Below are 15,914 nucleotides of genomic sequence, written 5' to 3' on the forward strand. Positions count from 1 at the left end.
CTTGCATGTATTAGGCACGCCGCCAGCGTTCGTCCTGAGCCAGGATCAAACTCTCCAATAAAGAGTAAGATTAGCTCTTAAAGTTAAAACGTTGGCTAGTGTATTTTTCAACACTAATCATTTTTGTTGACGTATGATTTGTTTAGTTTTCAAAGAACAATTACCATCGCTCGTAGGCGACTTAATTAGAATATCACTTCCACATTGTAATGTCAACAACTTTTTTAAGTTATTTTTTTCATTACCTCGTGGCGACTTAAACTATAATATCACCATTCACCTATCTGGTCAACAGCAAAAATACATTTTTTATAACTTTCATCTTCAAAAAAAATAAATCACCTTAGAGTGATTTATTTCATCAGCTTATAAAATCCATAATTGAACGGCCACTAAAGCTGCTAACCCAGGTAGACCTAAAAAGCCTGATATAGCAGAAGTCATTAAATTGATAGGCACATGTATATTAAACTGATTACCAAACGCGTTAAGGAAGAATAGAAATAATGCCCCTATCAAAATTTTGATTAAGCCTTGTCCTATTATACGAATTGGTTTCAACGGTGTGCCCATCAATAGTAATAAAACAATTAGTCCACCAAGAACAGAAATAACAATTACCGGCTCCACAGTATGATCCCCCTCTTATCACTTGTAGTAACAATATATGTACAAGCTAAAAGAAAAAGAACGTGGCTTGTTATTTACTTACCGGTCAATCTTAATATTTCTATGCTTGGCTTCTTTAAAGAGGAAAAAGTACTTAGCTTCAGAAATTTTCGTCTGACAAATAATATCTTCTGAAGGATCGAAGCTTTTTTTTAACAACGTCTTCTGATTATTCCAGCTTGTTTTAAGCTGCTCCATTTGAGAGATAAGTTGATCATTAAATTCTTTTCTTAACCAACCCTTACGTCGAAAAAACATATACATTCCCCACTTTATACTTCTCTTCTTCCTTCGAGTGCTTTCGATAACGTGACCTCATCTGCATATTCCAAATCTCCACCTACTGGTAGACCATGAGCTATACGAGTGATCTTGATGCCAGTCGGCTTAAGTAGACGTGAAATATACATTGCGGTTGCTTCACCCTCAATATTTGGGTTTGTAGCTAGTATAATCTCCTGAACTTCTTCATCTTGTAGTCTTTTTAATAAATCAGGAATATTAATATCTTCTGGTCCAATACCATCCATAGGTGATATCGCTCCTTGAAGGACATGATATAAACCGCTGTATTCTTTCATTTTTTCCATTGCTATAACATCTTTTGGATCTTGCACAACACAAATGATTTTTCGATCTCGTCTTTGGTCCTCACAAATATAACAAGGATCTTGATCGGTTATATGTCCACAAACCGAACAATAACTTAAATTTCTTTTCGCGTTTACAAGTGCCTTTGCAAAATCAAGGACAGTGTCTTCCTTCATACTAAGCACAAAAAACGCCAGTCGAGCAGCCGTTTTCGGACCGATTCCTGGCAGTTTCATAAAGCTGTCTATGAGCTTTGATATTGGTTCAGGATAATGCACTTTTTAACCCCCTAATTAGAACATTCCAGGAAGGTTCATTCCTTTAGTGAATTGTCCCATCGTATTGTTCGTTAGTTCTTCCGCCTTCTTTAGGGCATCGTTTGTAGCAGCAAGTACTAAATCTTGAAGCATATCAATATCTTCAGGATCTACTACTTCTTCCTTGATATTTACTTCTAGAACTTCTTTATGTCCGGAAACAATAACCGTTACCATTCCCCCACCAGCTGTTCCTTCAATTCTCTTTTCTCCTAGCTCCTCTTGAGCTTGAGCCATTTTCTTTTGCATCTTTTGCATTTGTTTCATCATATTTTGCATATTACCCATTCCACGCATTTTTTTCATCCTCCATGTCATTTATTCTTTAATTTCAACTAGTTCGCTTCCAAAAAGTTTGATAGCTTCTGAAACAACTGGGTCTTCTTCATTCTCTTTTACTAAATCCCCTTGATCAGATTCCCCATCACGGTTTGTTTTAATAAATCCAGCACGGATCGTCTGCCATTGTTCCTCTGGGACTCCAACAACGGATAAACGACGTCCTATTAATTCTTGGGTTAAATCGGATAAGACCGTTAAGAATCGATCGTTATCCATAGCCATTTGACAATGAATCTCATATTTAAAACTAATCACCAATGCGGTTGTTGAAGCTGCTACTGGTTCTGCCTCGTTTAGTAATGCCGCTTGTGATCTCATTTGATTATATACAAGTTTCCCTAACAATTCTCCCCATTTGCTTTTTACAAGCGTTAAATCAGGTTTTGTGGCACTCTTTAGGATCTCATTTATTTTCCCTGTTGGTGCCTGGAACCCTCTTCGTGAGGTACGAGCTGGTTTTGCTTGACTCCCTGTATTAGCAGCTTGATCATTCGTAACCGCAATACCATTTTTCCTAAGATCTGAAAGTTGTTCCTCAAGGCTAGATATTTTACTCAACAAAGAATCAATCTCAGTTGAATTCATTTGTTTAACACTATCCTTAACTTTCATTTGGCAAAGTTTCACTACTGCTACTTCTAAAAATATGCGAGGATGGTTTGTCCAGCGCATCTCCTGTTGAGATTTATTTAACGTCTCAATAATCTGATAGATATCCTCTTGATTAACAGCTTCGGCTAATTGCTTAAATTCTTCATCAAGTAATACTCGTTCGAATGATTCCTCTAAATTTGGAGCGGCCTTGAAAAGAAGCATATCACGGTAATAAAGGATAAAGTCCTCAATAAATCTTGACGGATCCTTACCTAAAAATAATAGCTCCTCTAGCGCTTCCAATGCTTTTGCTGCATCTCTTTCTTTTATGGCTGTAGCCAACTGGTTTAACAACCCTTGAGAAACAGAACCGGTAACTGTTAATGCATCTTCTACTGTTACTTCATCACGGCTAAACGAAATGGCCTGATCAAGTAAGCTAAGTGCATCACGCATTCCACCTTCTGCCGCTCTTGCGACAACTTGTAACGCTTTTTCCTCATAACGAACACCTGTTTCATCTACAATTGTCTTCATTCGATTGACAATCGAATGAGCAGATATCCTCTTAAAATCAAACCGCTGACACCTTGAGATGATGGTAAGTGGGATTTTATGAGGTTCTGTTGTAGCTAATATAAAGATGACATGTCTTGGCGGTTCCTCCAAAGTCTTAAGTAATGCATTGAACGCTCCGATAGAAAGCATATGGACTTCATCGACGATATAGACCTTGTACTTCACAGAACTTGGAGCAAATTTCACTTTGTCTCTTATGTCTCTTATTTCCTCGACCCCATTGTTAGAAGCCGCATCTATTTCAATGACATCAGGAATCGTTCCATCCGTAATACCTAAGCAAGCAGGACACACATTACATGGTTCGTTTGCGGGCGAATTTTCACAGTTAACCGCTTTTGCAAAAATCTTTGCCGCACTTGTTTTCCCTGTCCCTCTTGGTCCAGAAAACAAATATGCATGTGAGATTTTCTGCTGAAGCAGGGCATTTTGCAAAGTCTTTGTTACATGTTCTTGTCCAACGACATCAATAAATGTTTGAGGACGCCAAACACGATATAGAGCTTGGTAAGCCACAGACGAGCCCCCTCCTATATATGGTCTTTACTATTATAACGTAAAGAAAATCCTTTTTACAAAGGCTGTTTAAGAAAACTTAACCTATATATGCAAAAAACTCACCTCTTGTAGAAGAGATGAGTTTGCTATTATGATTTAACTGCCGTGCACCTTCCGTCGACTGGCGCCCATAAGCGTTACTTAAGTAGTTAGCTCGGCCCAGGCAACCCCGCGGCACATGGGAGCGTCCACTTAATGCTGCTTCCTTCCGGACCTGACATGGTTCATGGATTCCCATTGCGCAGGACCCGGGCGTCAACACCACTTGCTTAAGGCAGACCCTACAGGCAACCAGCCTCGGGAAGGGATTCAGTCTCGCTAGAGCGGATTGCGAGTACAGGACACCGCTACCTCCCCACCTAGCACGGCAAAATTGAAACCTAATTTAAAGTGCGTCTTTGACGACGCATAATTTAGTATACTTTCTTTCCTTCTAAAAATCAATGTTTTACAACTGTAAATTACTGTAAGTCGTTTTTCGCAGCATTTCTTTTCTTTTTTTCTTCTTTCTTCTTTAGCCGAATACTTCGAAAGAAATTGCTTAATAGCTCGCCACATTCCTTTTCTAGCACACCTGAGCACACTTCACTTTGATGATTAAATCTTTCGTCAGTTAATAAGTTCATAAATGTTCCAGCACACCCGCCTTTTGGGTCACTGGCTCCAAATACAACCTTTTCAACTCGTGACATAATAATTGCTCCAGCACACATCGGACATGGCTCCAACGTCACATATAGAGTTGCCCCTTCAAGCCTCCATGTCCCCATTTCCTCACAAGCTTTTTCTATAGCAAGCAATTCTGCATGAGCAACCGCACTCTGTCTTGTTTCTCGCAGATTATGTGCTCTTGCCACAATTTGATCTTTGATGACGATCACAGCTCCTATGGGTACTTCCTGCAACTGTTCTGCCTTTTTTGCTTCCTTTATTGCTTCCAACATATATGTTTCATCATTCATTTGCACTTATAAAATCCTTTCGTTCATTTTATCCATCATCTCCAAATGTATAGAAAAATACAACCTTCACACGCTAAAGATGAAAAAGGAAAGTGAGGAAGGTTCATGGGCATATATAAAAATACGAGTCAAACAGCTCTTTTAATTATTGATATGATAAATAACTTTGACTTCAGTAACGGTGAAGTACTAGCAAAGAAAACTTTACCCATCGCTAAAAATATTCGAAAACTAAAGGAACAGTTTACAAAAGAAAAGCGGCCTATTATTTATATAAATGATCATTATAATCTTTGGCAAGCGGATGTTACACGTATCATTAACCATTGTGAAAACTCCTTAAGCAAAGAAATTATTCATATCATTCAACCCTGTCCAGACGATCTTTTTCTTATTAAACCGAAACATTCCGCTTTTTTCGGTACCGCTCTTAACACTCTACTGTACCAGTTGAATGTACGTTCTCTTGTCATTACAGGAATTGCCGGAAACATATGTGTACTTTTTACCGCAAATGATGCATATATGAGGGAATATTCCATACATGTTCCTCACAATGCAATCGCTTCTGCTGACGACCAAGACAATGAGTACTCCTTAAAAATGGTCAAAAATGTTTTAAAAGGCAAGATTGACCCTATTTAAGAATTATGTAACATGAATGATTTCTTTCCCTCATAAGATGGTGATAGCGTTCAATATCACTATTTGGAGTGAACACCATTATTCTTATGGTTTGCTCGATTCATCTAGGAGGGAAAAACATGCAAATTCATGTCGTGCAGCCAAACCAATCGCTTTACGGAATTGCTCAAGCATATTCCACAACGGTAAATGATTTAATTGAGGCAAATGAAATTCCTAACCCCAATGACTTGGTTATTGGGCAAACGTTAGTTATACCAATCGTCGGCAGCTTCTATTGGGTACAATCTGGTGACAGCCTCTGGTCCATAGCACAGAAATTTGGAATCTCTTATCAACAACTCGCACAAGTAAACCGCCTTTCTCCCACTCAGCCATTACGTATTGGTCTCAGATTATATATCCCGCGAAGAACAAGAAGGAATGCAGAATTTAATGCCTATGTAGAGCCTAGAGGAACGACAGTTGCACCAGTCCTTGAGGAAAGTGCACGAGAAGCAGCACCTTATTTAACTTACTTAGCTCCTTTCAGCTTTCAAGCTTTAAGAGACGGATCTCTCAAAGAACCCCTGTTAAATAACTTTCCTGCCATTGCAAGGGCCAATAACAATGTACTCATGATGGTCATAACCAATCAGGAAAATGACCAATTTAATGCAGAACTAGGTAGAATCCTGTTAAATGACATCCCTATTCAGGATCGGTTTTTAAATAATATTGTAGCAACCGCTAAAAAGTATAATTTCAGAGACATACATTTTGATTTTGAATTCTTGCGACCAGCGGACCGTGAGGCATACAATCGTTTTTTACGGAAAGCAAAGGCACGTTTCCAAGCTGAGGGGTGGCTGCTTTCAACGGCCTTAGCTCCAAAAACTAGCCGTGAACAAAAAGGCGAATGGTATGAGGCTCATGATTACCGAGCCCATGGGGAAATTGTTGACTTTGTTGTTATAATGACCTATGAATGGGGCTATAGCGGTGGTCCAGCAATGGCTGTTTCCCCTATTGGACCTGTAAGAAAGGTAATTGAATATGCTTTAACAGAAATCCCAGCTTCCAAAATCATGATGGGACAAAATTTATATGGTTATGATTGGACGCTTCCATTCGTCCAAGGAACGGTAGCAAAAGCAGTAAGTCCTCAGCAAGCGATCCAACTTGCCGCAACGAATAATGTTGCCATTCAGTATGATACAACCGCTCAAGCACCTTTTTTTAGATACAGGGACCAAGAAGGTAAGCAACACGAAGTTTGGTTTGAAGATGCCCGTTCGATTCAAGCAAAATTCGACTTGATTAAAGAGTTAAACCTTCGTGGAATGAGTTATTGGAAGCTCGGACTCGCATTTCCACAAAACTGGTTACTCATTGTAGAGAATTTTAACGTTGTAAAAAGATAAGGCGTAACGATAGCAGCTATTATAGCTGCTATTTTTTTACTAATATTTTCAATATGGAAAACAAGAAATAATTCCATATTCCTATCAGACCTATCTGTGATAAAATGTACTTTGTCTCATAAAAATAATTATTTTAATATAGATGGAAATACCACCTTAGGAGATAAGCTGTAAGGAGGACAAGCCATGGGGGAAACGCCTTTTATCACGGTAGAGGGACCAATTGGTGTGGGCAAAACATCATTAGCCAAGGTGATTTCTGATCACTTCCAATTTGCATTACTTCGTGAGATCGTTGATGAAAATCCGTTTTTAGGGAAATTTTATGAAAATATTGAAGAGTGGAGCTTTCAAACAGAGATGTTTTTCTTATGTAACCGATACAAGCAACTCGGAGACATTCAGAAATTATATCTAACCAAAAACGAACCGGTCGTAGCCGATTATCATATATTTAAAAACCTTATTTTTGCACAGCGTACATTAAGTACCGAAGAGTATGATAAGTATTTTAACATTTACCAAATATTAACTAGAGATATGCCAAAGCCAAACGTCATCATCTATTTACATGCAAGTTTAGATACTCTCTTATCTCGGATCAAAATGCGCGGTCGGGAAATTGAGAAGAACATAAGCCCTCTTTATCTTGAGCAACTATCTATTGATTATGATCATGCGATAAGTGAGTTTGAAAAATTGCATCCTGAAATACCTGTTTTACGATTTAGCGGAGACGAGCTAGACTTTGTAAAAAACAAGAATGACCTAGACAGGATTATTAACCAATTAACAACATCGTTAGAAAAAGGAGTATGTAATCATGAACCTTCGAACTAAATACGGAATACCTGCTAACTCAGTTATTACGATTGCAGGGACAGTGGGAGTTGGGAAGTCTACGATGACGAACGCTCTTGCTAATGCGCTTGATTTTCGTACCTCCTTTGAAAAAGTAGATACGAATCCTTACTTGGATAAATTTTATGCTGACTTTAATAGATGGAGCTTTCACTTGCAAGTATACTTCCTTGCAGAGCGATTTAAAGAACAAAAGCGTATCTTCGAATATGGTGGGGGATTTATTCAAGACCGTTCGATTTATGAAGATACAGGAATTTTTGCAAAAATGCATTTTGAAAAAGGGACGATGTCTAAGGTAGATTACGAAACCTATACGAGCCTTTTCGAGGCCATGGTCATGACACCTTATTTCCCTCATCCAGATCTACTTATTTACCTAGAAGGATCCATTGATGACATCATTGGTAGAATTAAAGAGCGTGGACGTCCAATGGAACAACAAACTCCGATTGATTATTGGAATGAAATGCATCAACGTTACGAAGACTGGATTAACTCATTCTCGGCATGTCCAGTATTACGTATTAATATTAATGATTACGACATCAGGGATGATGAGTCCTCTATTGAACCAGTGATTGAACGTATTTCCAATCATATAAAGCAATCACAATTACTAAAAAGATAATCGCTGAATTTTCAGCGGTTTTTTTTATAACTATTTTTATACGCAAAAAAACCGCTGTGTAATCACAAGCGGTTTTCAATCTCCATTTTATGCGCAATGGTTCATTTCAATTAGATGGAGGAGGTAGAGGGATTCGAACCCCCGCGCGGTTTGACCCGCCTGTCGGTTTTCAAGACCGATCCCTTCAGCCGGACTTGGGTATACCTCCGTATCTCATCGACAAGTTATAATATAGCATGTACAAAAAACGAAGTCAACTTTTTTTAAAAAAATATCGAGCGGATGTTTCCACCCGCTTAACATATAGCCGTTAGACTTATTTTATCACTTCACGGTTCCCCATATACGGACGTAACACTTCCGGAATGACCACACTACCATCCGCTTGCTGGAAGTTTTCTAGGATTGCCGCCACCGTACGACCAATCGCTAGACCTGAACCATTCAGTGTATGCACAGCCTCTGGTTTTCCTTTCGCTTCACGTCTAAAACGAATATTAGCTCGACGTGCTTGAAAGCTCTCAAAATTACTACAAGAAGAAATCTCACGATACGTTTCATAACTCGGAATCCAAACTTCAATATCGTATTTTTTCGCTGCCGTAAAGCCAAGATCTCCTGTACACATACTTAATACTCGATATGGTAGTCCCAAAAGCTGTAATACCTTTTCTGCATGTCCTGTTAATTTTTCAAGCTCTTCGTATGAATCCTCAGGCTTAACAAACTTTACAAGCTCCACTTTGTTAAACTGATGTTGGCGAATCAATCCTCTTGTATCTCTACCAGCAGATCCTGCCTCAGAGCGGAAGCAAGCACTAAAGGCTGCATAGTTAATGGGTAAATCCTCACCACTTAAAATTTCATCACGATGTAAATTCGTTACAGGAACTTCTGCTGTTGGTATTAAGAAAAAATCCTCACTTTCAATTCGGAAGGCATCTTCTTCAAATTTCGGAAGCTGTCCTGTTCCGGTCATGCTAGCACGGTTAACGATGTATGGAGGTAGAACCTCTTCATAACCATGCTCTTCAGTATGCAAATCTAGCATAAAATTAAACAAGGCACGCTCTAATTTAGCACCTAACCCCTTATAAAAGACGAAACGGCTTCCCGTAACTTTGCCCGCTCGTTCAAAGTCTACAATTCCTAGACTATCTGCTACATCCCAATGCGGCTTTGGCTCAAAATCAAAGCTTGGAATCTCTCCCCATTTACGAATTTCAACATTATCATCCTCTGTTTCACCAACAGGGACACTTTCATGCGGGATATTTGGAATGCTCAGTAGAAGCTTCTCTAATGTTTCCTCAACATCACGTAATTGATCATCTAATCCTTTAATTTTATCTCCTACTTCTTTCATCTCAGCAATTAATTGGTCTGCATCCTGCTTTTCTCTCTTCAGCACCGCCACTTGGTGAGAAACTTCGTTACGCTTACTTTTCAGTTGTTCTACTTCTAAAATTAACTCTCTACGCGTACGATCCAACTCTTCAAATTTTCCTAAATCAGTTAAATCTTCTCCACGATGCTGAAGCTTTGCCTTCACTTCTTCAAAATTTGCACGTAAAAATTTTAAATCTAACATATTGCTTCCTCCTTTATAATTTTCAGCAAACAAAAAACTCCCGTCCCTATAAAAGGGACGAGAGTTACCCGCGTTGCCACCCTAGTTGAAGGGATCATTCCCCTTCCACCTTAAATAAATAACGGTTTTTAACCGGAAGTACTTACTCACAAGATAAGCTTTCCATACTTCACTCAAGGATGGATTCACAAGCACCATTTACCGATTTCCACCAACCATCGGCTCTCTAAAAAATAGCTCTCCTGCTACTAATTCCTCTCAATGTATTACAATTATTTATTTTTATAGTACTTTACTACAATTATTTCCAAGATGCAACCGGATTATATTTATTTTTTCGCTTCTTTTATCATATTGATAAAATACTGTGTGATACGGTGATCCTCTGTTAATTCTGGGTGAAAGGAGCAACCAAGGAATTGTCCCTCTCTAGCAAAAACAATGCGATTTTCATGTTTCGCAAGGATTTCAACATTCTCACCTGCAGCAACAATATGTGGGGCACGAATAAAGACCGCTGGGTAGTTTCCACCAACACCAGCAATATCCAACTCTGCTTCAAAGCTTTCACGTTGGCGTCCAAATGAATTTCGCTCCACTTTTACATCCATCGCACCAATATGAGGTTGATCGTAACCAACCAGCTCCTTAGCCATTAAGATAAGTCCTGCACAAGTTCCGAACATTGGTTTTCCTGATTGCGCAAACTCCTTAAGGCTCCCCATAAAATCGTACTTATCGATTAAGCGGCGCATCGTTGTACTTTCTCCACCAGGCATAATCAACCCATCTACTTCTTCTAGCTGCTCTTTTGTTTTGATTACAACAGCTTCTGCCCCACTCTCTTCAATGGAGCGTACATGCTCACGTACAGCTCCTTGAAGGCCTAGTACTCCTACTTTAACCATTTTGTTCACCTTACCATCCACGGTCTTGCATACGAGCTTCTGGAGCTAAAGAAGAGATTTCAATACCCTTCATTGGCGTTCCAAGCTCTTTTGAAAGCTCAGCAATTAATTTGTAGTCTTGGTAATGTGTTGTTGCTTCTACAATCGCACGAGCAAACTTAGCTGGATTATCTGATTTAAAGATTCCTGATCCTACGAAAACTCCATCAGCACCTAGCTCCATCATTAAGGCAGCATCTGCAGGCGTTGCAACCCCACCAGCTGCGAAGTTAACAACCGGTAAACGGCCTAACTCCTTAATTTGAAGAAGAAGCTCAAATGGCGCTCCTAGAAGCTTAGCTTCTGTCATAAGCTCGTCCACATTCATTCCTACAACTTTACGTACTTGAGCATTTACTTGACGCATATGTCGAACAGCCTCTACGATATTTCCAGTTCCAGGCTCACCTTTCGTACGAAGCATAGATGCACCTTCACCAATACGACGTGCTGCTTCCCCTAGATCACGACATCCACATACAAAAGGAACTGTAAAGTCACTCTTGTACAGATGATATTCTTCATCAGCTGGAGTTAATACTTCGCTCTCATCGATGTAGTCAACACCCATTGCTTCTAAAATACGAGCCTCTACAATATGTCCAATACGTGCTTTAGCCATTACAGGAATAGAAACAGCATTCATTACTTCTTCCATAATACGTGGATCAGCCATACGAGCTACTCCACCAGCCGCACGAATATCTGAAGGCACTCTTTCAAGCGCCATAACTGCAACAGCACCAGCTTCTTCAGCAATTTTTGCTTGCTCTGCGTTAACAACGTCCATAATGACGCCGCCTTTTTGCATTTCTGCCATACCACGTTTAACTCGATCTGTACCTGTTTTCATACTTGATCCCCTTTCATTATTACCATCTACATTAGATGGGTAAATTATGTCTCCATATGTAGCTACTAAAAAAAGGAAAGCATAACGAATTCAATCGAAATTAATCTTTTTCCCTATTCGTTAATAAACAATAAAAAGAGCTTCCTGTCAAGACAGGAAGCCCTTATTTACAAGGAAATAATCTCTTTATTTAAAATATTCCTTTAACAGCTGAAGAGGCACTGTCCCATAGGTTTCCAAAAAAGCCTCCAATTCCGCGCGTCATTAAAACAAACCAGTTAGCTTTCTCTACATCTTCTGTAGCGATAACGTCAACAGTAATTTGCTTTTGGCCAGATTCAGTAAGGAACCCTAATCCTTCACCTTCGATGGGCTCAATCGTGAGTGTTCCCACCTTATCACCTTTTTTTATTGGAGCCGTTAGCTCTCCGTCTCCATTCAGCTTATCTTCATCTAATTTTAATACCGTTTTGTACTGATCCTTTTCCCCATTTTTAACGACCATGGAGATGCTTTCCTTTGACTCAATGGATACTTCGTCTTCTTTCCCTTTTGTTACTGGTAACGTCTTTTGTCCCTTTACTTGATACCCTTTTTCAACGATTTCTTCTTCCGTAAAGTTACCGAAAGCATAATCTAATATTTTTCTCATTTCTGTAAAACGTTCGTCCTTTGTAGCAGCTTTCATCACAACCGCAATCACACGTTGTCCGTCTTTTTCAGCGGTTGCTGTAAACCCAGCTCCTGCAAAGTCAGTTGAGCCTGTTTTTAATCCATCTACACCCGCATATTCGAAAATAAGACCTGGTAGCATCCAGTTAAAATTCTTATATGTTCGACCATCTCTGAATTGAAGTTCAGGCATTTTTGCCGTTTCAATGACTTCAGGATAATCATTTATTAAATGGTAAGCAAGCTTAGCAGTTGCTCTAGCTGACATTACATTTTCCTCATCAGCCCCACCAGCTGGGTGATTTCCTAATAAACTGCTGTTATTAAGTCCACTTGAATTAACAAACTTATAATCCCCTAATTGTAGTTCTTCAGCCTTTTTATTCATAAGTGTGATGAAATTTGTTTCAGATCCGGCCATTAGTTCTGCTAATGCGACAGTGGCAGCATTCCCAGAATGAATGGCCATTGCTTGATAAAGCTCTTCAACCGTATAATCTTCTCCTTCAGTTAACCCAACGTTGGAAAGTCCAGGCGCACCTGATAGTTCATGAACATACGCATTAATTTTCACCTTTTGATCCCATTTAATCTTACCTTCATCAATTGCTTCAAGCAGAAGGTATTCAGTCATCATTTTCGACATAGATGCGACACCAAGTACAACATCTATGTTTTTTGCATAAAGAATCTTCCCAGTTTCTGCATCAAGTAGAATAGCTGCTTCCGCAGTAATTCCAAGTGGATCCTCTTCTGCCTTTACGGGTGAAACACTTGTTGCAAACGATAATGTGAATGCTATTGTCAAGGTCATTACCCAGATTGAAATATTTTTTAAACGATACAATGAACTTACCTCCATCTTTGTCAATTACTCTATGAAAATCATTTCGACATGATTCTTACTTTTTTGCACCTTGTACAGTTTACCATATAAATTACAAAAAAAATAGACAGAGAAAGGTCACTCTGTCTTGTAAAAATACTTGTAATCTCTTCGTTCTAAAGTCTCAGGAAATCTTAAGAAAGTGAATAGTTAGGTGCTTCTTTTGTGATTTGAACATCATGTGGATGGCTTTCACGAAGACCTGCTCCTGTCATTCGAATAAACTGTGAGTTTTCTCTTAGTTCCTGTAGATTCTTTGTTCCACAATACCCCATTCCAGAACGTAATCCACCAATCAATTGATAGATCGTATCTGTTAATGGCCCCTTGTATGGAAGTCGTCCTTCAATTCCCTCTGGAACAAACTTCTTATTGTCTTCTTGGAAATAACGGTCCTTCGATCCCTTTTCCATTGCTGCTACTGAACCCATACCACGATAGACTTTGAAACGTCTGCCTTGGAAGATTTCTGTTTCTCCTGGGCTTTCTGTCACACCAGCTAATAAGCTTCCAAGCATAACAGCATGTCCACCAGCTGCTAAAGCTTTTACAATATCTCCAGAATATTTAATTCCTCCATCAGCGATAACTGCTTTTCCATGCTTTCTTGCTTCTGTTGCACAATCATATACAGCTGTAATTTGCGGTACACCTACACCTGCAACTACCCTTGTTGTACAGATAGAACCTGGTCCAATACCTACTTTCACGATATCTGCCCCAGCTTCAATAAGCTCTCTTGTTGCTTCTGCTGTAGCTACATTACCTGCAATAATAGCGATATCAGGGAATGCCTCTCTAATGGATCTAACCATGTCAATAACGCCTTTAGAGTGACCATGTGCCGTATCTATAACTAGTACATCTACTTGAGCTCTTACAAGCATCTCAGCGCGTTTCATTGTATCCGTTGTTACACCTACTGCTGCACCAACCAATAAACGGCCTTGCTCATCTTTTGCAGAATTAGGGAACTCGATTACTTTTTCAATATCTTTGATTGTAATTAATCCTTTAAGAACTCCTTCACTGTCAACCAGTGGAAGCTTTTCAATTTTATACTTTTGTAAAATGCTTTCAGCTTCTTCTAATGTTGTTCCTACAGGAGCTGTAACTAAGTTTTCCTTTGTCATTACATCCGAAATTTTTATCGAGTAGTCTTGGATGAAGCGTAAATCACGATTTGTTAGAATACCAACTAACTTTTGATCCTCATCGTTATTAACAATTGGAACACCTGAGATTCGGTATTTCCCCATAAGATGTTCGGCATCAAAAACTTGTTGATCTGGAGTCAAAAAGAAAGGATCCGTGATAACTCCACTTTCTGAACGTTTAACCTTATCCACTTGGTCGGCTTGCTGTTCAATGGACATATTTTTATGGATAATACCAATTCCACCTTGTCTCGCCATAGCAATAGCCATCTCTGCTTCTGTTACTGTGTCCATACTAGCGCTAATCATTGGAATGTTTAGCTTGATTTTTTCTGTTAAGTGAACTTGTAAGCTCACATCTCTAGGAAGTACTTCTGATTTTGCAGGCACTAACAATACATCGTCGAAGGTTAAACCCTCTTTAACAAACTTATTTTCCCACATAAATATTGCCCCCCTACTCGAAAATATTATTAGTAGGTTATCAATTGGTTAAAATACTGTCAAGAACTGTTCAATATGTTTGATTTTTCAATTAATTTGGAGGTTAGTAATTTGATTTTCCCTTATGCTAATTTGAACTCATTTTCTCTCTTTTTTTCAGCCGATTCGACACAGCATTATTTAAAAAAATGTTACCAAGATTTAGCGCTTTCAGATGCTGAACAAAAAAGTTATGAGAACTGCTACCCTTTTATTTATTATCTTGAGCATGGACAGGTATATTATGAACAGGCAAGGAACTCGCCACTCATCATCCAGCCTATTCTAATCTTCTATGGTCTTGTACACTTATTAAAGGCATGTATTTTAACTGTAGACCCAAATTATCCTGAAACGACCTCTGTACTTGCCCATGGAGTTTCAACTAGGAAGAGAAAAAAACAACAATATCATTTTTTTCAAGATGAAGTAAAATTTCAAAAGACCGGATTGTTTCCTCATATTGGAGAACGATTGTTTCACATGAAACAATTGGAAGGGGAAAAAACAACAATGAATGATCTCTTAATGCAAATTCCAGAGCTCACTAGTCTTTTTGAAGAGCTTGTAGGTAAGAGAACTTTCTTGCCCGTTGGAAATAAAGGATCAGACATTCATATCCCTGAGGTAGCTCTTGATACCTTTCATATGACTAGTGATCGGTTCGCTGAGTTTTTCCAAACAAAAACGAATGGCGATTTCGTATGTAGTGATCGTTTGAATGAGAGCCTTTGTTTTGAGTTAGCTGGAAAAAAGCTATCATCCTTTTCTATATTAAAATATAATCTGGTAGATAACTATTTCTCCCTTTCTTTAACAAAAGGAAATTTACTTCAATATAATGAATTACTTATTCATTACTTATTGCTGTATAATCTCAGCATGATTGCTCGCTACGAAACGGAGTGGTGGAGTGAGCTAGTAAAGACCATGCCGAACAAAGACTTCCCATTCATTCAATCGTTTTTACAAGTCAGTTTGGACAAAGGTCCCTTTCTTGTATATCAATATTTAATGATGAAGAAATAATCATTATATAAATATAACAAAAAAAAGCACCCATTCAGGTGCTTTTTTCTTTGCCTAGCGACGTCCTACTCTCACAGAGGGAAACCCTCAACTACCATCGGCGCTGAAAAGCTTAACTTCCGTGTTCGGTATGGGAACGGGTGT

Annotated in this window: 16 protein-coding genes, 1 tRNA gene, 2 rRNA genes, 1 other RNA gene and 1 other annotated feature; of the genes, 5 read left to right on the top strand and 15 right to left on the bottom strand. The window is 38.9% G+C overall.

Going from position 1 to position 15,914, the window contains the following annotated elements:
• The 8 genes from ACVBAX_RS24820 to tadA all read right to left on the bottom strand — a co-directional run.
• A 16S ribosomal RNA gene (locus tag ACVBAX_RS24820) occupies positions 1 to 61 on the bottom strand; the annotation flags it as partial.
• A gap of 305 nt (positions 62 to 366) precedes the next feature.
• Positions 367 to 630 carry a pro-sigmaK processing inhibitor BofA family protein gene (locus tag ACVBAX_RS24825; RefSeq protein ID WP_317458082.1) on the bottom strand — a complete coding sequence of 88 codons (264 nt, stop codon included), beginning with the start codon at positions 628 to 630 and terminating at the stop codon, positions 367 to 369.
• Between the two features lie 78 nt (positions 631 to 708).
• Positions 709 to 927, bottom strand: coding sequence for a YaaL family protein (locus tag ACVBAX_RS24830; protein ID WP_447119577.1), 219 nt, complete (start codon positions 925 to 927; stop codon positions 709 to 711).
• A 14-nt stretch (positions 928 to 941) separates the two neighbouring features.
• The gene (recR, locus tag ACVBAX_RS24835) at positions 942 to 1,538 is read right to left on the bottom strand and encodes a recombination mediator RecR (RefSeq protein ID WP_447119579.1); all 597 of its coding nucleotides are present in this window, start codon (positions 1,536 to 1,538) and stop codon (positions 942 to 944) included.
• A 15-nt stretch (positions 1,539 to 1,553) separates the two neighbouring features.
• On the bottom strand, positions 1,554 to 1,874 hold the full coding sequence (locus tag ACVBAX_RS24840; RefSeq protein WP_066060132.1) for a YbaB/EbfC family nucleoid-associated protein: 321 nt from the start codon (positions 1,872 to 1,874) through the stop codon (positions 1,554 to 1,556).
• Positions 1,875 to 1,895: 21 nt separating this feature from the next.
• The gene (gene dnaX, locus ACVBAX_RS24845) at positions 1,896 to 3,608 is read right to left on the bottom strand and encodes a DNA polymerase III subunit gamma/tau (RefSeq protein WP_447119582.1); all 1,713 of its coding nucleotides are present in this window, start codon (positions 3,606 to 3,608) and stop codon (positions 1,896 to 1,898) included.
• Between the two features lie 145 nt (positions 3,609 to 3,753).
• An RNA gene (ffs, locus tag ACVBAX_RS24850) (signal recognition particle sRNA large type) lies at positions 3,754 to 4,018 on the bottom strand.
• A 93-nt stretch (positions 4,019 to 4,111) separates the two neighbouring features.
• The gene (gene tadA, locus ACVBAX_RS24855) at positions 4,112 to 4,612 is read right to left on the bottom strand and encodes a tRNA adenosine(34) deaminase TadA (protein WP_430777219.1); all 501 of its coding nucleotides are present in this window, start codon (positions 4,610 to 4,612) and stop codon (positions 4,112 to 4,114) included.
• Positions 4,613 to 4,717: 105 nt separating this feature from the next.
• Between tadA and ACVBAX_RS24860 the strand changes: the two genes are divergently transcribed.
• The 4 genes from ACVBAX_RS24860 to ACVBAX_RS24875 all read left to right on the top strand — a co-directional run bounded on the left by ACVBAX_RS24860 (position 4,718) and on the right by ACVBAX_RS24875 (position 8,152).
• Positions 4,718 to 5,257: an isochorismatase family cysteine hydrolase gene (locus ACVBAX_RS24860; protein WP_447119584.1), complete on the top strand. Its 540-nt coding sequence runs from the start codon at positions 4,718 to 4,720 to the stop codon at positions 5,255 to 5,257.
• Between the two features lie 119 nt (positions 5,258 to 5,376).
• On the top strand, positions 5,377 to 6,660 hold the full coding sequence (locus tag ACVBAX_RS24865) for a LysM peptidoglycan-binding domain-containing protein (RefSeq protein WP_447119586.1): 1,284 nt from the start codon (positions 5,377 to 5,379) through the stop codon (positions 6,658 to 6,660).
• A 186-nt stretch (positions 6,661 to 6,846) separates the two neighbouring features.
• A complete protein-coding gene (locus ACVBAX_RS24870; protein WP_430777216.1) occupies positions 6,847 to 7,500 on the top strand; it encodes a deoxynucleoside kinase in 654 nt (217 codons plus the stop codon).
• Positions 7,484 to 8,152: a deoxynucleoside kinase gene (locus tag ACVBAX_RS24875; RefSeq protein ID WP_447119589.1), complete on the top strand. Its 669-nt coding sequence runs from the start codon at positions 7,484 to 7,486 to the stop codon at positions 8,150 to 8,152. The genes ACVBAX_RS24870 and ACVBAX_RS24875 overlap by 17 nt, the downstream gene beginning before the upstream one ends.
• Before the next feature lie 115 nt (positions 8,153 to 8,267).
• Here the strand turns inward: ACVBAX_RS24875 and ACVBAX_RS24880 are convergent.
• The 6 genes from ACVBAX_RS24880 to guaB form a co-directional block, all read right to left on the bottom strand.
• Positions 8,268 to 8,360, bottom strand: a tRNA-Ser gene (locus ACVBAX_RS24880).
• A gap of 108 nt (positions 8,361 to 8,468) precedes the next feature.
• A complete protein-coding gene (serS, locus tag ACVBAX_RS24885) occupies positions 8,469 to 9,743 on the bottom strand; it encodes a serine--tRNA ligase (protein WP_447119591.1) in 1,275 nt (424 codons plus the stop codon).
• A gap of 50 nt (positions 9,744 to 9,793) precedes the next feature.
• Positions 9,794 to 10,014 (bottom strand) — a binding site (T-box leader).
• 58 nt (positions 10,015 to 10,072) lie between these two features.
• A complete protein-coding gene (gene pdxT, locus ACVBAX_RS24890; RefSeq protein WP_447119593.1) occupies positions 10,073 to 10,651 on the bottom strand; it encodes a pyridoxal 5'-phosphate synthase glutaminase subunit PdxT in 579 nt (192 codons plus the stop codon).
• A gap of 10 nt (positions 10,652 to 10,661) precedes the next feature.
• Positions 10,662 to 11,543 (bottom strand): pyridoxal 5'-phosphate synthase lyase subunit PdxS, encoded by an 882-nt coding sequence (gene pdxS / locus ACVBAX_RS24895; protein ID WP_251524291.1) that lies wholly within the window; start codon positions 11,541 to 11,543, stop codon positions 10,662 to 10,664.
• Between the two features lie 190 nt (positions 11,544 to 11,733).
• On the bottom strand, positions 11,734 to 13,029 hold the full coding sequence (locus tag ACVBAX_RS24900) for a serine hydrolase (RefSeq protein ID WP_447119599.1): 1,296 nt from the start codon (positions 13,027 to 13,029) through the stop codon (positions 11,734 to 11,736).
• A gap of 206 nt (positions 13,030 to 13,235) precedes the next feature.
• The gene (gene guaB, locus ACVBAX_RS24905) at positions 13,236 to 14,702 is read right to left on the bottom strand and encodes an IMP dehydrogenase (protein WP_447119595.1); all 1,467 of its coding nucleotides are present in this window, start codon (positions 14,700 to 14,702) and stop codon (positions 13,236 to 13,238) included.
• Positions 14,703 to 14,777: 75 nt separating this feature from the next.
• Here guaB and ACVBAX_RS24910 point away from each other — a divergent pair, with 75 nt between their 5' ends.
• On the top strand, positions 14,778 to 15,770 hold the full coding sequence (locus ACVBAX_RS24910) for a YaaC family protein (protein ID WP_447119597.1): 993 nt from the start codon (positions 14,778 to 14,780) through the stop codon (positions 15,768 to 15,770).
• 52 nt (positions 15,771 to 15,822) lie between these two features.
• Here the strand turns inward: ACVBAX_RS24910 and rrf are convergent.
• A 5S ribosomal RNA gene (gene rrf, locus ACVBAX_RS24915) occupies positions 15,823 to 15,914 on the bottom strand; the annotation flags it as partial.

Source organism: Robertmurraya sp. GLU-23, assembly GCF_052983275.1.